The organism is Agrobacterium sp. CNPSo 2736 (assembly GCF_004005385.1).
Taxonomy (GTDB): Bacteria; Pseudomonadota; Alphaproteobacteria; order Rhizobiales; family Rhizobiaceae; genus Agrobacterium; species Agrobacterium leguminum.
In genome coordinates this window covers 44,655-64,994 of the sequence record NZ_RZTX01000004.1, presented here as the reverse complement: position 1 = coordinate 64,994, position 20,340 = coordinate 44,655, and the positions used below count along the sequence as shown (strand labels likewise).

Here is a 20,340-nt window from a genome sequence, read left to right as displayed (position 1 = left end):
GATATTACTCCATACATTCCGGCAAACGTCAGGCGGCTTTACGCAGACGCTCTCTCTGAATCACTTCCGACGCCAGTTGCAGATAGGCCTGGCTGCCGGCGCATTTCAGATCATAGAGAATTGCCGGTTTACCATAGGACGGCGCTTCGGAAACACGCACATTGCGTGGAATGAGCGTGTGGTAAACCTTTTCGCCCAGATGCGTGCGCACATCGGAAACAACCTGCTGTGCAAGATTATTTCGCGCATCGAACATCGTAAGAACAATGCCCTGTATATCAAGCTGCGGGTTCACCGATCCACGAATCTGACTGACCGTATCCAGCAACTGACTAAGACCCTCCAGCGCAAAGAACTCGCATTGCAGCGGCACCAGCACGGAATGTGCGGCCGTCATGGCATTCATCGTCAAAAGATTGAAAGAAGGGGGGCAGTCGACGAGAATATAGGAATAGCCTCTGGCTTCCTGCGTCTCCATTGCCGCACGCAGCAGGAAAACGCGGTTGGAAACATTCGCGACCTGCATCTCGAAACCAAGCAAATCCATCGTGGAGGGTACGATGTCGAGATTGGGAACGGCGGTCGGAACAGCAACTTCCGCTACTCCATGATCCCCCACCAGAAGATCATAGGACGAAAGCTTGCGCTCCTTGCGGTCGATTCCAAGTCCGGTACTCGCATTACCCTGCGGGTCCAGATCCACAATCAGCACGCGCTCACCAATAGCCGCCAGCGCGGTAGCCAGATTGATGGCGGTGGTTGTTTTACCAACGCCGCCTTTCTGGTTTGCAACTGCGATAATCCGGTTTTTTTCCAAAGTCATGCCGCACCTGGCCAGCTCGTCAGCGCCTCAAAGCGAGGTTGCTGATTTCAAGAACAACAGAATCTGCCTCAATGGCACTCTGGTGTTTTACCAGATCAAACTCCCAGCGACCATGTGCTTTCTGCACTTCAGAATCACAATCCCGGCCTTTATTAAAATAGGCCTTGAGATTCGGGTTATTCTGCGCCCAGGGATGGATATAGTCGAAAAGCAGATCCAGTTCGGCGAGCGCGCGTGCTGAAACAGCGTCGCAATTTTTGATGATTTCCGGTGCTGTTTCGATCCTGACGGGATGAACTGCACCTCTTGCGCCGGTTTCCTTCAGTGCAATTCGCAAGAATGCCGCCTTTTTATTATTGCTTTCGACCAGATCAACCCAGCCGTCGCCAAGCTCCGCCAGAAAAATCGCGGTGACAACACCGGGGAATCCGCCACCGCTTCCAAGATCAATCCACTTTTTTGGCTGCGGAGAGAGTTGGAATATTTGCGCGCTGTCGGCCACATGCCGGTTCCAAAGCTCGGCGAGAGTGGAAGGCGCTACCAGATTTGTGGTTCTGTTCCACTTCTTGAAAAGCTCGACAAAATGTTCGAGCCTTTCCTGTGTTTCACGTGAAACACTCTGGCCGTTTATCTTCATAATCCGACTCGCTATTGGTGCATGCGTAATTTTTCACTTCGCGTTGCGAAATCTTTCCGCAGAAGTGCGAGCAGCAGCGATATCGCAGCCGGCGTCATGCCGTCAACACGCGCGGCCTGGGCAATATTCTCAGGACGGGCTTTTTCCAGCTTTTGTTTAAGCTCGTTGGAAAGGCCGGACAGACTCTTAAAATCAAAGTCATCCGGGATTTTTCTGTCTTCGTCCCGCTTGATATCGACGATATCGGCGCTCTGCCTCTGCATATAGACCGCATAACTCGCCTCGATCTGCAAGACCTCGGCAACTTTTCTGTCAAGGGCGCCCAATTCCGGCCAATGTTCGGTAAGGACTTCGAGAGTCATATCCGGATAGGCCAGCAATTCATAAACGGACCGGCGTTGGCCGTCCTGATTAAGTTTCAGCCCCTGCTTCGCCGCCTGGGATGGGCTGATGGAAATCGCCTTCATCAGCTCTCGACCGCGATCCAGATCGGAAATGAAATTTGCGAAGCGTTCCTGCCGTGCACGGCCGACAATGCCAGCCATCTGGCCAACGGGTGTAAGCCGCAAATCCGCATTGTCCACGCGCAGGGATAGACGATACTCCGCTCTGGACGTAAACATGCGGTAGGGCTCGCTGACACCCTTCGATGTCAGGTCATCAATCATGACGCCGATATAAGACTCGGTTCGGCTAAAATAGACCGGATCGGCCTTGCCCGCATAAAGGGAGGCATTCAAGCCTGCAACGAGACCCTGAGCGCCCGCTTCTTCATAACCCGTCGTTCCATTAATCTGGCCGGCCAGAAACAATCCCGGAATCTTGCGGCATTCCAGCGAAGGCTTCAGCTCACGCGGATCGACATAGTCATATTCGATCGCGTAACCCGGCTGCAGGATCGTCACCTGCTCAAGGCCCGGTATCGTTCGGATAAATTGCTCCTGAACGGAAGCGGGAAGGGACGTCGATATGCCGTTTGGGTAAATGGTGTGATCGTCGAGACCTTCCGGCTCTAGGAATATCTGATGACCGTCCCGTTCTCCAAAACGGGTGATCTTATCCTCAATCGACGGGCAATAACGCGGACCAACCCCTTCGATCTGTCCCGAATACATCGCCGACAGATGAATATTGTCCTGAATGATCTTATGCCCAGCCGGAGTGGTGCGAGTTACGCCACATTCTATTTGCGGATTGAGAATGTTATCCGTCATGAAGGAAAAAGGGACAGGATCCTCATCGGCGGCCTGCCGATCCACCGCGTTCCAGTCAATCGTGCGTCCGTCCAGTCGGGCAGGGGTGCCGGTTTTCAGGCGACCCATAACGAGACCCAGTCTCGCGAGAGTGTCTGAGAGGCCAACAGACGGCATTTCTCCCACGCGCCCCGCCGGAATCTTTTCGGAACCGATATGAATGAGACCGCGCAAGAAGGTGCCACTCGTCAGCACAACCGCGCCACAAGGAATCCGGCTACCGTTCTTCATGATAACGGCTGCGACTCGATCATCGACCATCTCAATATCGAAAGCATCGCCTTCAATAATGGTCAAATTGTCAATCGCATCGATCTCACGCTGCATGGCTTCCCGGTAGAGCCGCCGGTCGGCTTGAGTGCGCGGACCGCGGACGGCCGGTCCCTTTTTGCGATTGAGCATACGGAATTGGATGCCCGCTGCATCGGCAACCCTACCCATCAAGCCATCTAGTGCATCGATTTCCCGAACGAGGTGTCCCTTTCCCAGACCGCCGATAGCAGGGTTGCAGGACATGACGCCAATCGTCTCACGCTTGTGAGTAACAAGGGCGGTTCTTGCACCATGCCTTGCAGCCGCGGCCGCGGCTTCGCTGCCCGCGTGGCCGCCGCCAATAACAACGACATCGAATGAATGGTGCATATCCCTGCGCCCTGTTCTATCAGCATCGACATCACCGCTTCGGCCGTCGATGTTTCACGTGAATCATTTTCCTATGCAGAATTCCGAGAAGATCACGCCGAGCAAATCTTCCACATCAACGCGGCCGGTAATCCGTCCGAGCGATGTCGCGGCGAGTCTTAAATATTCCGACCTTATCGCAAGGTCCAGGGTCCCGGAATCGAGCGCATCACTAACATAGTTCAGCGTCTCTTCAAGTCGTTTTTTATGTCTGGCGCGCGCGGGAACCAAAGTCTGGCCGGCACCGACGCGTTTTTCTATCTCCTGCTTCAGCATCGAACGCAATTCGTTCAAACCTATTCCTTCCCTGGCTGAGATAGACAAATCAAATCCATCATCCAGGACAGGGGAATGAAGCGCTGTTTTCGTTCTAACCCGTAAACAGCTCTGGTTCTTGAATGACTCGAGAGATTGTTTCGGAAACGAATCATTATCCTGCAGCAGCAGAATGAGATCTGCCGTTTCCGCTGTCAGAACCGCGCGCCTCACACCTTCAAGCTCCACGACATCCTGTGTTTCCCGTATTCCTGCCGTATCGAATATCCGGACCAGATATCCTTCCAGATTGATATCGACGCTCAAGACATCTCTCGTGGTACCGGCAATATCGGTAACGATAGCAACATCGCGGCCGCTAAGGGCGTTCAGAAGAGTGGATTTGCCTGCATTCGGTGCACCGACGAGAGCGACCTTGAATCCGTCGCGAATGATTTCGCCGCTTTCACCGCCCTGGAGATGATCACGGATTTCCTTTTTGAGAAGCGTCATGGCTTCCCAAACCTGAGCCGCCACGGAATCCGGAACGTCCTCCTCGTCGGCAAAATCCAGTTCCGCTTCGATGAGAGCGCGAGCGCGCGTCAGGCGGCTGGCCCAGCCGTCATAGAGTGCCGACAATTTACCGGTACTCTGCTCTACCGCCAACCGTCGCTGCATTTCCGTTTCAGCCTGCAACAGGTCGGCGAGACCTTCGACCTCAAGGAGATCCATCTTCCCATTCTCGAAGGCTCTACGAGAGAATTCACCGGCATCGGCAGGCCGAAGTCCGTCAAGATTTTCCAGTTCGGCGAAAATCGAAGCCATGACCGCGCGACTGCCATGGCTATGAATTTCAACGCAGTGTTCACCCGTGAAAGAATTTGGAGCTGGAAAGGCGATTACCAGCGCCTGGTCGATGATCTCATCGTTTCGATTCCGAATCGAGCAGAGCGTAGCCTTTCGTGGTGAAGGAAGTTCCCGGCCCGTCAACATCTCTAGGGCATGGAAAGCCTTGGAGCCACTGATCCTGAGAACAGCCACACCCGCCGGCAGCGCACCGCTGGAAAGCGCATAGATCGTATCGGCGGAAGCTGGCATCATTCACCTCGGTCTAAAACAGTCAAGCCGCATCCGAATAAACGGATACGGCTTTAAAGCTCTTATGATGAATCCGGCTAAAGTTCGGATCAGGTATTCATCGATTCGAAGAAATCGGAATTGTTCTTGGTCTGCTTCAGCTTGTCGATGAGGAACTCGATGGCATCCATCGTACCCATCGGCGCGAGAATACGGCGAAGAACGAAAATCTTCTGCAGATCCTGACGCGGCACCAGCAGGTCTTCCTTACGCGTACCGGATTTCAGAATATCCAGTGCCGGGAAGATGCGCTTATCGGCAACCTTGCGGTCAAGCACGATTTCCGAGTTACCGGTACCCTTGAATTCTTCGAAGATGACTTCATCCATACGGCTGCCGGTATCGATCAGCGCGGTTGCGATAATGGTCAGCGAACCGCCTTCTTCGATATTACGAGCGGCGCCGAAGAAACGCTTCGGACGCTGCAGGGCGTTGGCGTCCACACCACCCGTCAGAACCTTGCCGGAGGAGGGAACAACCGTGTTGTAGGCACGGCCGAGGCGCGTGATGGAATCGAGCAGGATGACGACGTCACGGCCGTGTTCGACCAGACGCTTCGCCTTTTCGATGACCATCTCGGCGACCTGCACGTGACGAACGGCCGGTTCGTCGAAGGTGGAGGACACAACCTCGCCCTTCACGGAACGCTGCATGTCGGTCACTTCTTCCGGACGTTCATCGATCAGGAGAACGATCAGGTAGCATTCCGGATGATTTGCCGTGATGGAATGGGCGATGTTCTGCAACAGAACGGTCTTACCGGTACGCGGCGGCGCAACGATCAATCCGCGCTGACCCTTGCCGAGCGGCGCAACGAGATCGATCACACGCGACGACAGGTCCTTCGAGGTCGGAACATCCAGTTCCATCTTGAAGCGCTCATTCGGATAAAGCGGCGTCAGATTGTCGAAGTGAACCTTGTGGCGGATCTTTTCCGGATCGTCGAAATTGATCGTATTGACCTTGAGAAGCGCGAAATAACGTTCGCCTTCCTTGGGGCCGCGGATCGGTCCTTCAACGGTATCGCCGGTCTTCAGCGAGAAGCGGCGGATCTGCGACGGCGAGATATAGATATCGTCCGGACCGGGCAGATAGTTTGCATTTGCGGATCGCAGGAACCCGAAACCGTCCTGCAGGACTTCAACGACGCCCTCGCCGATGATTTCGATGTCCTGGCTCGCGAGAACCTTGAGGATTGCGAACATGAGCTCCTGCTTGCGCATGGTGCTCGCATTTTCAACTTCCAGGGATTCGGCAAAAGTCAGCAAGTCGGTAGGCGATTTGCTCTTAAGTTCCTGAAGCTTCATTTCAGCCATGAAGAGAAGACCGTTTGATAATGTAATGTCGGGGGAGGGCGTGTTCGCGAATCAGATGCTGTGGGAGATACCGCAGATGACTGAATAATTCACATGCCACGAAGATGAGTGGCCCGAAAATAGCGATTGAACACGGCCGCTGCAAGAGGAAAGCACGAATTCCGCGAAATTTATCGTCGCACCGTCTTAACCGAAGGGTTTCACAACCACAAGTATGACGATGAGGATCATCAGCACCGTCGGAACCTCGTTCATCAACCGCCAGTGACGGGCAGGCCTTGTATTTTCATCCCGCGCGAAACGTTTTGCACTGCGCGTGAAATAAACATGGGTTGCGGTCAGAAGCACCACCAGCGCGATCTTGGCATGCAGCCAGCCGCCGGAAAAACCATAAACCGACCATGCGAGATAAAGTCCCAAGATCCAGGATATCATCATCGCCGGGTTCATGATCACCTTGATCAGCCGCTGCTCCATCACCTTGAAGGTTTCGGACCGCTGCGAACCGGCGGGTGCATCGGTGTGGTAGATGAAGAGCCGCGGCAGGTAAAAAATTGCCGCCATCCAGGAAATAACGGCGATGATATGCAGCGCCTTGATCCAGAGATAGAGATCCGCCGGATCGGCATAGAATAACAGGGCGACGAAGGCAGCAAAGACACCGAGCGCGATGCCGGCGCGCAAAGCCGCCCGGTTTCCGGAACGGGCGGAGGTCTGTTTTTCGCCGCTCATGCTCCGGCTCCGCCGGCACGCACCTGCTGCACCAGCCGGGTGACGTTTTCCGGGTCAGCCTGCGGGGTGATGCCATGGCCGAGATTGAAGATCAGCGGACCCTGTGCAAGAGCCTGCAGCACGGCATCTATACCATCCCGCAGCGCCCTGCCGCCCGCCACCATCAGCATGGGGTCGAGATTGCCCTGCACGGGCCCTTCCTTCTGCAAATCTCTTGCAAAGCTCAGCGGCACCGACCAGTCGAGCCCAATGGCGTCGGCGCCCGTCTTGCGACGATAATCCTTGAGAAGATAACCGGCCCCCTTGGCGAAGGCGATGATTTTTGCCGAAGGCCGACGGGCGCGCACCGATGCGATAATGCGGGCAACGGGTTTTATAGCATAATCCTCAAATTCCTTCTCACCGAGCACGCCGGCCCAGGAATCGAAGATTTGAACCGCATCCGCGCCTGCATCGATCTGCGCGACCAGATAATCGGCGGAAACGTCGGCGAGGAAAGCCAGCAGCTTTTCCATGGCCACCGGCTCCTGATAACCGAACAACCGCGCCGGGGCCTGATCCGGCGTTCCGTGCCCTGCGATCATATAGGTCGCAACCGTCCACGGCGCGCCGCAGAAACCGAGAAGCGTCGTTTCATCGGGCAAAGAGGTACGCAGACGGGAAACGGTTTCGAAAACAGGAGAAAGATGCGTCATGACATTTGCGGCGTCCAGCTTCTCGATACCGCTGACATCGATCGGGTCCATGGCCGGACCTTTTCCTTCGCTGAAAGACACGTTGCGATGAAGCGCATCGGGTATCACCAGAATATCGGAAAAGAGAATGGCGGCATCCAGCCCGAACCGGCGAATGGGCTGAAGGGTCACCTCGGTCGCCAGTTCGGGATTATAACAGAGATCGAGGAAACTACCGGCGCTCTTTCGCGTTTCCCTATACTCGGGAAGATAACGCCCAGCCTGTCGCATCAGCCATATAGGCGGCGGTGTGACCGTCTGCCCGTTCAACACCGTCATAACCTTGCGTTCGCTCATGGCACCCAGCTTCTAAAAAATAAAATCAAAGAGATTTAAAAGATTTTCTATTTCTTAGAGTCTGTGGGTAGCAAGGATTAAAATCATTCCAGTCGAAATGCCGCAGCCGCAAAGTTTCAAGCGTGCCTGCGGATGTTATCGGTACGCTTGTTTTTGAATAATCCGGATAATAGGAGTTTTATAAATAATTTCAGTTATTTATGGCGACCCAGAAAAACAGGACGATTGTGGATAATCTGGGGAAAATTTTGAACGGTTTCGCATTCTTCCAACAATTCACAAGCACGTCGGAGACGATTGAAGTCGCTTGCGGATTGTGGAAAAACACCACTTTATTCACGTCGCGGTTCGACCCGCAGGACAATTCGGAGATTTGTCCCGGTTTATCAACAGCGGGAGAAAAACAGCGTGGAGAACAAAAAAAGCTTCTTCCATCTGCACCTGATTTCGGACTCAACGGGAGAGACTCTGATGTCGGCCGGTCGAGCCGTTTCGGCCCAGTTCCACGCTTCCATGCCGGTAGAACATGTCTATCCTATGATTCGAAACCAGAAGCAGCTCGCGCAAGTCGTCGATCTCATCGACAAGGAACCGGGCATCGTTCTCTATACGATCGTCGACCAGCAGCTGGCCGAGTTTCTGGATTTGCGGTGCCATGCGATCGGGGTGCCGTGCGTGAATGTCCTTGAACCCATCATCGGCATCTTCCAGACCTATTTAGGTGCGCCGTCCAGACGGCGGGTGGGCGCGCAACATGCCTTGAATGCGGATTATTTCGCCCGGATCGAGGCGCTCAATTTCGCCATGGATCATGATGACGGGCAAATGCCCGAGACCTATGACGAGGCTGATATAGTCATCATCGGCATCAGCCGCACCTCCAAAACACCGACCAGCATCTATCTCGCCAACAGGGGAATAAAGACCGCCAATATACCGGTCGTTCCCAATGTGCCTTTGCCCGACAGCCTCTATGCGGCCACGCGGCCGCTGATCGTCGGGCTGGTTGCAACATCGGACCGGATATCGCAGGTGCGTGAAAACCGGGAACTCGGCGCGACGGGCGGATTTGACAGCGGCCGCTACACGGATCGAGCCACCATCATGGAAGAGCTGAAATATGCACGAGCGCTCTGCGCCCGCAACAATTGGCCGCTGATCGATGTCACACGCCGCTCCATCGAGGAAACGGCGGCAGCGATCCTTGCCCTTCGTTCGAGGACACGATAATCCGAATCGCACCATTCGGAGCAGACAGTCGATGCAACAAGAATTGATCCTCGCCTCGTCCAGCGCATCCCGCCAGATGCTGATGCGCAATGCGGGGCTGACATTTTCGGCCATCCCGGCGGATATTGACGAGCGTGCGCTCGATGAACAGCTGGAACGAGACGGCGCCAGTCCGGAAGAGGTTGCACTGCAACTCGCCAAGGCCAAGGCTCTTGCGGTCGGCGCGCTTTATCCGGAAGCACTGGTTCTCGGCTGCGACCAGACCATGTCGCTCGGCGCCCGCGTCTATCACAAGCCGAAAACCATGGCGGAGGCCGAAGCGCATCTGCTGTCATTGTCCGGGAAGGTCCATCGCCTGAACAGCGCTGCCGTTCTCGTCCGACATGGCGAGGTGGTATGGCAGATCGTTTCCAGCGCCGAGCTGACCGTTCGGACCTTGAGCGCAGAATTTGTCTCCCGCCACCTGCAACGGGTGGGAGAAAAGGCCTTGAGCAGCGTCGGCGCGTATCAGCTCGAAGGAGAGGGAATCCAGCTATTCACCTCTATCGAGGGCGATTATTTCACGATTCTCGGTTTGCCGCTTCTGCCGCTTTTATCGAAACTGCGCGACATGGATGTCATCGATGGCTGATTCACGTGAAACATTAACCATAAACGCCTTCGTTGTCGGCTATCCGATCAAGCATTCTCGATCGCCGATTATCCATTCCTATTGGCTGAGGAAATTCGGCATTGCCGGTTCCTATAAGGCGGTGGAAATCTCTCCGGACGATTTCGCGAATTTCATTGCAACCCTGAAGCAGGGTAGGCCAGGCACGGCCGTCGGCGGCAATGTCACCATTCCCCATAAGGAAGCGGCTTATCGGCTGGCAGACAGACCGGATGCTCTGGCGGAAGAACTCGGCGCCGCCAACACTGTCTGGATGGAGGAGGGCGAGCTTCACGCCACCAATACGGATGGTTATGGTTTCGTCTCCAATCTCGATGAGCAGCATCCGGGCTGGGACAGGACCGAGCGAGCAGTGGTTCTGGGTGCCGGCGGCGCAAGTCGTGCGGTCATTCAGTCGCTGCGTGATCGCGGTATCGCCGAAATCCATGTTCTCAACCGTACCGTCGAACGGGCGCGCGAACTGGCCGACCGTTTTGGGCCGCGGGTTTTTGCCCATCCCCAGGCAGCACTTCATGAGGTCATGCAGGGTGCCGGGCTTTTCGTGAATACGACGTCGCTCGGCATGGATGGAACGGAAGCGCCACATATCGATTTCTCGCCGCTGGCCGCCCAGGCCATTGTAACCGATATCGTTTATGTGCCGTTGAAAACCCCGATCCTGAAAATGGCGGAAGAGCAGGACATCGCAACCGTCGATGGGCTCGGCATGCTGCTCCATCAGGCAAAACCCGGTTTCAAGCGATGGTTCGGCAAAATGCCGGAGGTCGATGAGGCCCTGCGGTCTCTCATCATCGAGGACATGGAGAAACATTGATGATCGTCATCGGTCTCACCGGCTCGATTGGAATGGGAAAAACGACGACGGCGAAGTTGTTTGCCGGGGAGGGGGTTCCGGTTCTCGATTCGGATGAGGTGGTGCACGGGCTTTACCGGGCGGAAGCCGTTCCGCTGATCGAAGCGGCCTTTCCGGGCACAACCGTTTCCGGCACGGTGGACAGGCAGAAACTCGGTGAGGTCTTGCGGCAGAATCCGGCTAATTTTAGCAGACTGGAAGAGATCGTGCATCCGCTGGTGCGCGGAAGGCAGGAGGCTTTTCTGGAGCAGGCAAGGAAAGAGGATCGGCAATTCGCCCTCCTAGACATTCCTCTGCTGTTCGAAACCGGGGCGGAAAGCCGTGTCCATAAAGTCGTCGTCGTCAGTTGCGCGCCGGAGATTCAGCGGGAGCGGGTTCTGTCCCGGCCGGGAATGACGGAAGAGAAATTCGAAATGATCCTCGCCCGGCAGATGCCCGACGCCGAAAAGCGCCGCCGTGCCGATTTTATCGTCGATTCCGGAAATGGTGTCGAAGCGGCACGGGATCAGGTAAGAGAGATTCTGCAGAAACTGGCCGCTGAGTCGCGCCGCGGAGAGACGAATGCGTGAGATCATTTTCGATACGGAAACCACGGGACTGGAATCGAAGCTGGACCGCGTGATTGAAATCGGCGGCATTGAGCTGATCAATCACTTTCCCACCGGCCGCACGCTGCATCTCTACATCAGCCCGGAAGATCGCAAGGTTCACCCCGACGCACTTGCCGTTCACGGGATTACTGACGAGTTTCTGAAGGATAAACCCAAATTCGCCGAGGTCGTCGACCAGATTCGTGACTTCTTCGAGGGCGCGCGCTGGGTAGCGCATAACGCCACATTCGACATGGGCTTCATCAATGCGGAATTCGCCCGTCTCGGTATTGAACCGGTCGCTGCCGATCTGGTGACGGATACGCTTTCGCTCGCCCGTCGCAAGCACCCCATGGGACCGAACTCGCTGGACGCGCTTTGCCGGCGTTACGGCATCGACAATTCCCACCGTACCAAGCACGGCGCGCTTCTCGACTCCGAGCTGCTCGCCGAAGTTTATATTGAAATGATCGGCGGGCGCCAGACGGCGCTCGGTTTCGGTTCCGCCGCCAAGCAGGAAACCATCATCGTCGAGGAGGACGTTCCGCTTGAGCCGCTGCAAAGGCCGCGGGCTTTGCCCTCAAGGCTGGATGCGGAAACGCTTGCGGCCCATGGCAAACTCGTTCTCGGCATGGGCGACAAGGCGATCTGGAACCGTTACCAGAATTGATACCTGTCCAGGCACCGGAAACGGTGAATGCCGTCAAAGAAAAACCCGGGCATGAACCCGGGTTTTGTTTTGTCTGAATTCTTCAGCGCAGAGCCGCGTCGCTCAGTTCGGTACGGCCTGAACCTTGGCCTTTGCCTGTTCCTCGGCAACGCGCTGGGCGAACATCTGCGCGAAATCGATCGGATCGATCATCAGCGGCGGGAAACCGCCATTGCGGGTAACGTCCGCAATGATCTGGCGCGCGAAGGGGAACAGCAGGCGCGGGCATTCGATGAACAACACCGGCAGCATATGTTCCTGCGGGAAACCGGCGATGCGGAAGACGCCGCCATAAACCAGCTCGGCCGCGAACAGCACCTTGTCGCCATCCTTGGCTTCTGCGTTCAGCGTCAGGACAACATCGAAATCCGAACCCGAGATCGGGTTCGCGTTGACGTTGACATTGATGTTGATCGACGGCGCATTGTCACGGGCCTGAAGCGAGCGAGGAGCACCCGGATTTTCGAAGGAAAGATCCTTGATGTACTGGGCAAGAATGTTGAGGGAAGGACTTACTGCGCCCTGTGCACCATTTTCAGCGGTCATTACATTTCCTCACGGCGTGAATTCGTGGAACGCGGTCTATCATTTCGACCGGGGGCTTACAACCCTTCGTGATCGGCTCATCGCGATCCATTCCGCCCGGGATCAGGGTTTGGGCAGATCGCGATCGTCCGGTTTGCGCGACCATGGCGAACCCTTTGGCTCTTCGCGATGAAACTCCTCCTCATCGAGATCCACCACCTTCGAATTGTCCGCACGTCCCGGATCGTTCCGAAAGCCGGAAAAATCGCCGGGCTGAGGACCGAATTGCTGGCCGGATTGCCGAAAGGAACCCGCAACGACGACGCGCGGCCCGAAGGCTTTCCAGAAAAAGCGTCGCACGGTGGGCGACAGAAGCAGAAGGCCGAGAATGTCGGTAATGAAACCGGGAATGAAAAGCAGGATCCCGGCAACGACGCGCATGGCGCCATTCACCAGCTCATCCGCCGGCTGCGCACCGGTACGCCCCGAATCCTGAAGGTTTCTCACCATGCCGATGCCGCCGAGCCGCAGGATGAGCAACCCCAGAAACGAGGTGAACAGGACAAGCGCCAATGTCAGCCACAAACCGATTGCCTTGCCGACGATAATGAAGCCGGCAATTTCGAGGATGGGCATCATCAGGATGACGATGGGGAGAAAGGAAAAACGCATCTTCTAGCCTTGCGTGTGCATCTCTGGCAGATTGCCGGTTCCCGGGACACCGATGATTGAATCTGCACATTTGAATGATGATAAGATGCAGACTATATGATGGTGTGGTTTTCGAATTTAAATGGCGGTTTTGGTAAAAGATGGGCTTCAGCGACTTTATCACATTGTTTTTTCTCGTTGCAGCGGTGCTGATCTTCTTTCAGCTGCGCAGTGTCCTCGGTCGCCGCACGGGCAATGAGAAGCCGCCATTCGACCCCTATAGCCCGCGAGATGTGGCAAAGGGTCCCGTTGCAGACGATAACAAGGTCGTGACCCTGCCGAGGCGCAGCGAGGGTGACGACGAAAACCGTTTTGCCGAGGCGGATGCGCTTGCGCCTGTCGATACGCCGCTCAATGCGTCGTTGCGTGAGGTGATGACCAAGGACCCGTCCTTCGGGCCGAAGGAATTCCTGAACGGTGCCCGCATGGCCTATGAAATGATTGTCATGGGCTTTGCCGATGGCGACCGCAAGACGCTCAAGAACCTTCTGTCGAAGGAGGTTTTCGACGGTTTCGAGGCGGCCATTTCCGAGAGGGAAGGTCGTGGCGAGGTGGTGAAGTCCACCTTCGTGGGTATCGAGAAAGCAGATATCACGCAGGCCAGTGTACGTGATTCCGAAGTGCAGATCACGCTGAGGATCGTCAGCCAGCTGATTTCGGCGACCTATGACAAGGATGGCAAGCTGGTGGATGGCGATCCGGATGCGGTTGCGGAGGTGGACGACATCTGGACCTTCTCGCGCGATATCCGCTCGCGCGATCCAAACTGGAAGCTGATCGCTACTGAATCCGAGCAATGACCGCGCCCTTTTCGATCGAAGAAGTTTCTTTCAGCGACCTGCCCGGATGGCGGCAAGACGATCCGGGCAAGCTTTTTCCGGCGATGGCGACGATCCTGTCGCATCTTCGAAATGCAAAACCCTACAGGACCGGCGCGCTCGGGGTCACGGCGGCGGAACTGGTCCCGATTCTGGAAAGCGCCGAGAAAAACCAGACAAGCAGTCCGGAACAGGCGCGCCGGTTTTTTGAAACCAATTGCGTGCCTTTCAGGATTTCTCCGGCTCAGGGAAAAAGCGGTTTCGTGACCGCTTTTTACGAACCTGAACTGGAGGTGTCGTCCGAGCCCGACGACATCTGGCGTTACCCGATTTACCGCCGGCCGTCGGAGCTGGTGGATATCGACGACGCCAATCGGCCCGCCGGCTTCGATACGTCCTATGCTTTCGGCAGGGAGGATGAAAATGGTATTTCCTATTTTCCCGACCGCCGGGAGATCGATGAAGGGTATCTAACGGGCAGGGGCCTTGAGATTGCCTGGGCAAGATCGAAGGTCGACCTGTTTTTCGTTCATGTGCAGGGTGCGGCGCGTCTGGTGTTTCGCGATGGCGCGGTAAAGCGCATCACCTATGCGGCAAAGGCCGGCCACGCTTTTTCACCGATTGGCCGTCTGCTGCTCGATCGCGGGGAACTCGATCCGAAAACCGTGTCGATGCAGACGATCCGCAAATGGCTCGCTGACCATCCGGATAAGGTGGACGGGGTGCTATGGCATAACCGCTCCTATATTTTTTTCCGGGAGGCGGATGTCGCCGATCAGCATATGGGGCCGATTGCGGCTGCGAAGGTTCCGTTGGTCGCGGGGCGAGCCCTTGCGGTGGACAGGCTCATCCACACTTTCGGGCTTCCCTTCTTCATCCATGCGCCGTCGCTTACCCATCTCGATGACGGAAAACCTTTTGCGCGTCTGATGCTGGCGCTCGATACCGGCTCGGCCATCGTTGGCCCGGCGCGTGGCGATATTTTCACCGGCTCCGGTTTCGAAGCGGGAGAGCTGGCCGGTACGGTGCGCAATGAGGCCGATTTTTATATACTGATACCGCAGGTGGCTGCGCAGAGGTATCGGCGATGAAGAGCAGTCGCAAGCTCGGCAAGGAAGAGCGCATTCTGTGGGGAAAGGTCGCAAAAACCACGCGGCCGATCTCCGGCAGACTGGAAGACCTGCTGGCTTTCGATGACATAGAGGAGCCTCCGGTGGAGCCCAATGTTCCGCAGACCGGCAAAGGCGCTTTTCCGCGCATGCTTTTGGAGCCGGCCGAGCCGTCGCCACCCGCTCCGGACAAGAAGCCGAAGATTCATCAGCCGATGGAAAAACCGGTCAAGCGCAAGCTCACCCGGGGCCGATTGCCGCTGGAAGGGCGGATCGATCTGCATGGCATGTTCCAGAGCGAAGCCCATGCGGTGCTGCTTGATTTTCTGTTGCGCGCGCATGAACGAGGTCTGAGACACGTGCTCGTCATAACAGGCAAGGGCCGTTCCATCGGCAGCGACGGCGCGTTGAAAAGGGCGGTGCCCATGTGGTTTTCCAAGCCGGAATATCGCCACCTGATTTCATCCTATGAGGATGCATCCGCCAATCATGGCGGCGACGGCGCGCTTTATGTGCGGCTGGCGCGTCGGCGGGGTGAAAAATCATGACGCCCTTTGCGGAGGCCGTGCGGCAGCTTCGCGAGCGCAAGGGCGTGACGCAGAAGGAAATGGCCGCCGCAATCGGCGTATCGCCGGCCTATCTTTCGGCGCTGGAGCATGGCAAGCGCGGCAAGCCGAGTTTCGATCTCCTCCAGCGCATCGCCGGATATTTCAACATCATCTGGGACGAGGCGGAGGAATTGTTCTTTCTGGCCGGTTCGTCCGACCCGAAAGTGGTGATCGACACCATCGGTCTGCCGCCGCAATATACGGCTTTCGCCAACAGGCTGGCACGGGATATTCGCAAGCTGCCGCCGAGTGTGGTAGAGGAACTGTCAGCCGTGCTGCAAAAAAGCCGTTCTTGCGATTGAAACCCCTCTATCCCCTGCTTTATGCAGCATCCTGAAGCATGCGGCCTTTGGGATTGGGTGTAGAATTTCTATAGTCGCATGTCGGATTTGAGTGATTCGCTGGCTTCAGGCCCTCTCACTGGAAACCTGGCCCGAGAAAACTTTGGAAAGAGTATTTATGACCGAAACATCGTCAAGCGAAGTCGGCGCGAACGCGGAATATGGAGCCGATTCGATCAAGGTCCTCAAGGGCCTTGATGCCGTGCGCAAACGGCCCGGCATGTATATCGGCGATACCGATGACGGTTCCGGCCTGCACCACATGGTCTATGAAGTCGTCGACAACGCCATCGACGAGGCGCTCGCCGGTCATGCCGATCTGGTGACGGTGACCCTGAATGCCGACGGCTCGGTGACGGTGACGGATAACGGACGCGGCATTCCCACCGACATTCACTCCTCCGAAGGCGTTTCCGCCGCCGAAGTCATCATGACCCAGCTGCATGCGGGCGGCAAATTCGACCAGAACTCCTATAAGGTGTCGGGCGGCCTGCATGGCGTCGGCGTCTCCGTGGTCAATGCGCTTTCCGTCTGGCTGAAGCTCAGAATCCGCCGTAACGGCAAGCTGCACGAAATCGGCTTCACCCATGGTGTCGCCGATGCGCCGCTTTCCGTCATTGGCGAATATGAAGGCCGCTCGGGCACGGAAGTGACCTTCCTGGCGAGCCCGCAGACCTTCACCATGACGGACTATGATTATGGAACGCTGGAGCATCGCCTGCGCGAACTCGCATTCCTGAATTCCGGCGTGCGCATCCTGCTCACCGACAAGCGCCATTCGGACATCAAGCAGGAAGAGCTGCTCTATGATGGCGGTCTCGAAGCCTTCGTTCGTTATCTCGACCGTGCCAAGAAGCCGCTGGTGGACAAGCCGGTCGCCATCAAGGGCGAAAAGGACGGCATTACGGTTGAGGTCGCGCTCTGGTGGAACGATAGCTACCATGAGAACGTGCTTTGCTTCACCAACAACATTCCCCAACGCGACGGCGGCACCCATATGGCCGGGTTCCGCGCGGCGCTGACCCGTCAGGTGACCTCCTATGCCGAAACCTCGGGCATCCTGAAAAAGGAGAAGGTCAGCCTGCAGGGTGAGGACTGCCGTGAAGGTCTGACGGCCATTCTTTCCGTCAAGGTTCCCGACCCCAAGTTTTCCTCGCAGACGAAGGACAAGCTCGTTTCGTCCGAAGTACGTCCGGTCGTGGAAAGCCTTGTCAACGAAGCGCTCTCCACCTGGCTGGAAGAACATCCTTCCGACGCAAGAATCCTCGTCGGCAAGGTGGTGGAAGCGGCGGTCGCCCGCGAAGCCGCCCGCAAGGCGCGCGAACTGACGCGCCGCAAGGGCGCACTCGATATCGCCTCTCTGCCCGGCAAGCTTGCCGATTGCTCCGAGCGCGATCCGGCGAAATCCGAACTATTCCTTGTTGAGGGTGACTCCGCTGGCGGTTCGGCCAAGCAGGGCCGCTCGCGCGAAACCCAGGCCATCCTGCCGCTGCGCGGCAAGATCCTGAACGTCGAGCGCGCCCGTTTCGACAAGATGTTGTCCAGCCAGGAAATCGGCACGCTGATCACCGCGCTCGGCACCTCCATCGGCAAGGACGAGTTCAACGCCGACAAGCTGCGTTACCACAAGATCATCATCATGACGGATGCTGACGTCGACGGCGCCCATATCCGCACCCTGCTGTTGACCTTCTTCTTCCGCCAGATGCCGGAACTGATCGAGCGCGGCCATCTCTATATCGCCCAGCCGCCGCTCTATAAGGTCACGCGTGGCAAATCCGTGCAGTACCTCAAGGATGAAAAGGCGCTGGAAGAGTACCTGATCTCCATGGGTATCGAGGAAGCTTCGCTGACTCTCGGTTCTGGCGAAGTGCGTATCGGCGCCGATCTTCGCGAAGTCATTCTGGATGCGGTGCGCATGCGCTCGCTGATCGACGGGCTCCATTCCCGTTACAGCCGCTCGATCGTGGAACAGGCGGCAATAGCCGGCGCGCTGAACCCCGAGCTTTCAGCCGATGCTGCCCGCGCCGAGGAAACCGTTGCCGAAGTGGCGCGGCGTCTCGACATGATCGCGGAAGAAACCGAACGTGGCTGGTCCGGCACCGTGCTGCAGGATGGCGGTTTGCGCTTCGAGCGCATGGTGCGCGGCGTCAAGGAAGTCTCGACGCTGGATATGGGACTGCTCGGTTCGGCCGATGCCCGCCATATCGATCAGCTCGCAGCCCGCACGCGCGATATCTACGCCACGCCGCCGGTCCTGCAACGTAAGGATGGCACCATGGAACTGGCCGGTCCGCGCGCGCTTCTGGATGCGATTTTTGCCGCCGGCCGCAAGGGTCTTTCCATGCAGCGCTATAAGGGCCTCGGCGAAATGAATGCCGAGCAGCTGTGGGAAACCACGCTCGACGCCAATGTCCGCTCGCTTCTGCAGGTAAGGGTGAGTGACGCGACGGACGCCGACGGCCTGTTCGCCCGCCTGATGGGCGATGAAGTGGAACCGCGCCGCGACTTCATTCAGGAAAATGCGCTGAGCGTCGCCAACCTCGACATTTAATCCTGTGGGGTGTTTCGCGTAACGATTCACGTGAAACGAAAATTTAACAAAAGGCCCGGCGGTCAATTTCCGCCGGGCCTTTTGTCATTCGGAGAACATCAATCAACCTTGCCGGTGAAGCGCCCTTCGAAGGCCACATCCGAGAGGGGCAGGCGCTTGCTCGGTACTTCCCGTTCCGCCAGATCCTCAGGGAGAACGGACTTGTCGGTCAGCGTGCCGATGGCGACCCCGGCCTCCACCTTGTAGCCTTCCGGGATGTTCAGTTTTTCAACGATCTTGTCCTTCAATATGCCAGCCATGCCATGGGCATGGTAACCGAGCAGGTGGGCCTGCATGGCAAGCGAAAACCAGGCAGCGCCGGCATCGAAGGAATGGGTCGCGGATGGTTTTTTCTCACCGTCGCGCGAGATGTTGTAGTCGCGGGAAATGACAAACAGCAGCACGGAGGCGTTTTTTGCCCAGCGCTGGTTTCCCTCCATCAGCAGTTCCACGAAGAGCGGCCAGTCCTCACTATCCTTGTGCGCATAGACAAACCGCCATGGCTGATAGTTGGAGGCGGAAGGCGCCCAGTGCGCGGCATCCAGAATGGTCATCAGATGCTGGGCCGGCATGGCGTGGCCATCGAAGGCGCGCGGAGACCAGCGATCGAGGAAGAGGGGATCGACGGGATATTCGGATTGCCGGGAATTGCTGTTCGTCACGGGCCATGTCCTTTTGATTGACGGGAAGGAAAAGGTATTTTTCGAAACTTGGCGCAGTCAAGGGGTGACAAGTATGAATGCATCGTTCATATATGCATCACCTTGTCTGACAACCGGGAGAGAGTTCCATGAAATTGATGCGTGTCGGCCAGCCCGGCCAGGAAAAACCTGCAATCCTCGATGCGGAAGGAAAAGTCCGCGATCTGTCCGCCCATGTCAAAGACATTGGCGGCGAAGCTATTTCTCCCGAAAGCCTCAAGAAGATCGCCGCGATCGATCTCGGCACACTTCCGGTGCTGAACGAAGAGCGCATCGGCGCCTGCGTTGCCGGAACGGGGAAATTCATCTGCATCGGCCTCAACTTCTCGGACCACGCCGCTGAAACGGGCGCCACCGTACCGCCGGAACCGGTCATTTTCATGAAGGCGACCTCGGCCATCGTCGGTCCGAATGACAACGTCACCATTCCGCGCGGTTCTGAAAAGACCGACTGGGAAGTCGAACTCGGCGTCGTCATCGGCAAGACCGCCAAATATGTCTCGGAAGCCGATGCTCTCGACTACGTCGCCGGTTATTGCGTTTCGCACGATGTGTCCGAACGCGCCTTCCAGACGGAGCGTGCGGGGCAATGGACCAAGGGCAAGTCCTGCGACACCTTCGGCCCCATCGGCCCCTGGCTGGTGACGAAGGACGAAATCACTGACCCGCAGAACCTCGGCATGTGGCTGAAGGTCAATGGCCAGACCATGCAGGACGGCTCCAGCAAGACCATGGTGTACGGCGTCGCGCACGTTGTCTCCTATCTCAGCCAGTTCATGTCGCTGCATCCCGGTGATGTCATCTCCACCGGCACCCCGCCCGGTGTAGGCATGGGCCTGAAGCCGCCGCGTTACCTGAAGGCTGGCGATGTCGTGGAACTCGGTATCGAGGGCCTCGGTTCCCAGAAGCAGACCTTCGTCGCCGACATCTGATCGCCACAGCGTTCAACGGAAAGTGAGGCGTCGGCGGGAAACCGCCGGCGCCTTCGATTTTGTGCACCTGCGAAAAGCTGCTATG

The 20,340-nt window shown here is 57.0% G+C and carries 21 protein-coding genes; 11 read left to right on the top strand and 10 right to left on the bottom strand.

Annotation, left to right across the window (positions count from 1 at the left end; genetic code table 11):
* Positions 1-28 precede the first annotated feature (28 nt).
* The 7 genes from EM858_RS08720 to hemE form a co-directional block, all read right to left on the bottom strand.
* Positions 29-823: a ParA family protein gene (locus EM858_RS08720; protein ID WP_003521142.1), complete on the bottom strand. Its 795-nt coding sequence runs from the start codon at positions 821-823 to the stop codon at positions 29-31.
* A gap of 19 nt (positions 824-842) precedes the next feature.
* Positions 843-1,460, bottom strand: coding sequence for a 16S rRNA (guanine(527)-N(7))-methyltransferase RsmG (gene rsmG, locus EM858_RS08715; protein ID WP_127756453.1), 618 nt, complete (start codon positions 1,458-1,460; stop codon positions 843-845).
* A gap of 11 nt (positions 1,461-1,471) precedes the next feature.
* Complete coding sequence (gene mnmG, locus EM858_RS08710) at positions 1,472-3,355, bottom strand: tRNA uridine-5-carboxymethylaminomethyl(34) synthesis enzyme MnmG (protein WP_127756452.1); 1,884 nt, start codon at positions 3,353-3,355, stop codon at positions 1,472-1,474.
* A gap of 63 nt (positions 3,356-3,418) precedes the next feature.
* Positions 3,419-4,750, bottom strand: a complete 1,332-nt coding sequence (mnmE, locus tag EM858_RS08705) for a tRNA uridine-5-carboxymethylaminomethyl(34) synthesis GTPase MnmE (protein WP_164865370.1) — start codon at positions 4,748-4,750, stop codon at positions 3,419-3,421.
* Positions 4,751-4,836: 86 nt separating this feature from the next.
* Positions 4,837-6,102, bottom strand: a complete 1,266-nt coding sequence (rho, locus tag EM858_RS08700) for a transcription termination factor Rho (RefSeq protein WP_004444236.1) — start codon at positions 6,100-6,102, stop codon at positions 4,837-4,839.
* Between the two features lie 186 nt (positions 6,103-6,288).
* A complete protein-coding gene (gene hemJ, locus EM858_RS08695; RefSeq protein ID WP_164865369.1) occupies positions 6,289-6,834 on the bottom strand; it encodes a protoporphyrinogen oxidase HemJ in 546 nt (181 codons plus the stop codon).
* Positions 6,831-7,865, bottom strand: coding sequence for a uroporphyrinogen decarboxylase (hemE, locus tag EM858_RS08690; RefSeq protein ID WP_127756450.1), 1,035 nt, complete (start codon positions 7,863-7,865; stop codon positions 6,831-6,833). The genes hemJ and hemE overlap by 4 nt, the downstream gene beginning before the upstream one ends.
* Before the next feature lie 408 nt (positions 7,866-8,273).
* Here hemE and EM858_RS08685 point away from each other — a divergent pair, with 408 nt between their 5' ends.
* The 5 genes from EM858_RS08685 to dnaQ are packed head-to-tail and all read left to right on the top strand — an operon-like array spanning position 8,274 to position 11,878.
* Complete coding sequence (locus EM858_RS08685; RefSeq protein WP_003521149.1) at positions 8,274-9,095, top strand: pyruvate, water dikinase regulatory protein; 822 nt, start codon at positions 8,274-8,276, stop codon at positions 9,093-9,095.
* Positions 9,096-9,126: 31 nt separating this feature from the next.
* Positions 9,127-9,726 carry a Maf-like protein gene (locus EM858_RS08680; RefSeq protein ID WP_127756449.1) on the top strand — a complete coding sequence of 200 codons (600 nt, stop codon included), beginning with the start codon at positions 9,127-9,129 and terminating at the stop codon, positions 9,724-9,726.
* A complete protein-coding gene (locus tag EM858_RS08675; RefSeq protein ID WP_127756448.1) occupies positions 9,719-10,579 on the top strand; it encodes a shikimate dehydrogenase in 861 nt (286 codons plus the stop codon). The genes EM858_RS08680 and EM858_RS08675 overlap by 8 nt, the downstream gene beginning before the upstream one ends.
* Positions 10,579-11,187 carry a dephospho-CoA kinase gene (gene coaE, locus EM858_RS08670; protein WP_127756447.1) on the top strand — a complete coding sequence of 203 codons (609 nt, stop codon included), beginning with the start codon at positions 10,579-10,581 and terminating at the stop codon, positions 11,185-11,187. Before EM858_RS08675 ends, coaE begins: the two co-directional genes overlap by 1 nt.
* Positions 11,180-11,878, top strand: a complete 699-nt coding sequence (gene dnaQ / locus EM858_RS08665; protein WP_080815422.1) for a DNA polymerase III subunit epsilon — start codon at positions 11,180-11,182, stop codon at positions 11,876-11,878. Before coaE ends, dnaQ begins: the two co-directional genes overlap by 8 nt.
* Positions 11,879-11,980: 102 nt before the next feature.
* On the opposite strand, the gene secB is transcribed toward dnaQ, so the two are convergent.
* The gene (gene secB / locus EM858_RS08660) at positions 11,981-12,463 is read right to left on the bottom strand and encodes a protein-export chaperone SecB (RefSeq protein WP_003521154.1); all 483 of its coding nucleotides are present in this window, start codon (positions 12,461-12,463) and stop codon (positions 11,981-11,983) included.
* A gap of 102 nt (positions 12,464-12,565) precedes the next feature.
* Entirely contained in the window at positions 12,566-13,114 is a 549-nt protein-coding gene (locus EM858_RS08655; protein ID WP_127756446.1) for an FxsA family protein, read from the bottom strand.
* A 140-nt stretch (positions 13,115-13,254) separates the two neighbouring features.
* Here EM858_RS08655 and EM858_RS08650 point away from each other — a divergent pair, with 140 nt between their 5' ends.
* The 5 genes from EM858_RS08650 to gyrB all read left to right on the top strand — a co-directional run bounded on the left by EM858_RS08650 (position 13,255) and on the right by gyrB (position 18,583).
* Positions 13,255-13,953 carry a Tim44/TimA family putative adaptor protein gene (locus EM858_RS08650; RefSeq protein ID WP_135398087.1) on the top strand — a complete coding sequence of 233 codons (699 nt, stop codon included), beginning with the start codon at positions 13,255-13,257 and terminating at the stop codon, positions 13,951-13,953.
* Positions 13,950-15,062, top strand: coding sequence for a murein transglycosylase A (locus tag EM858_RS08645; RefSeq protein WP_127756445.1), 1,113 nt, complete (start codon positions 13,950-13,952; stop codon positions 15,060-15,062). Before EM858_RS08650 ends, EM858_RS08645 begins: the two co-directional genes overlap by 4 nt.
* Positions 15,059-15,628, top strand: a complete 570-nt coding sequence (locus tag EM858_RS08640; protein WP_127756444.1) for a Smr/MutS family protein — start codon at positions 15,059-15,061, stop codon at positions 15,626-15,628. Before EM858_RS08645 ends, EM858_RS08640 begins: the two co-directional genes overlap by 4 nt.
* Entirely contained in the window at positions 15,625-15,990 is a 366-nt protein-coding gene (locus tag EM858_RS08635; RefSeq protein WP_003521160.1) for a helix-turn-helix domain-containing protein, read from the top strand. Before EM858_RS08640 ends, EM858_RS08635 begins: the two co-directional genes overlap by 4 nt.
* A gap of 157 nt (positions 15,991-16,147) precedes the next feature.
* Positions 16,148-18,583, top strand: coding sequence for a DNA topoisomerase (ATP-hydrolyzing) subunit B (gene gyrB, locus EM858_RS08630; RefSeq protein WP_080815419.1), 2,436 nt, complete (start codon positions 16,148-16,150; stop codon positions 18,581-18,583).
* A 98-nt stretch (positions 18,584-18,681) separates the two neighbouring features.
* Here the strand turns inward: gyrB and EM858_RS08625 are convergent, their stop codons facing one another.
* A complete protein-coding gene (locus EM858_RS08625; RefSeq protein ID WP_127756443.1) occupies positions 18,682-19,284 on the bottom strand; it encodes a nitroreductase family protein in 603 nt (200 codons plus the stop codon).
* A gap of 128 nt (positions 19,285-19,412) precedes the next feature.
* Between EM858_RS08625 and EM858_RS08620 the strand changes: the two genes are divergently transcribed.
* Positions 19,413-20,255: a fumarylacetoacetate hydrolase family protein gene (locus EM858_RS08620; RefSeq protein WP_127756442.1), complete on the top strand. Its 843-nt coding sequence runs from the start codon at positions 19,413-19,415 to the stop codon at positions 20,253-20,255.
* The last annotated feature ends 85 nt before the right edge of the window (positions 20,256-20,340 follow it).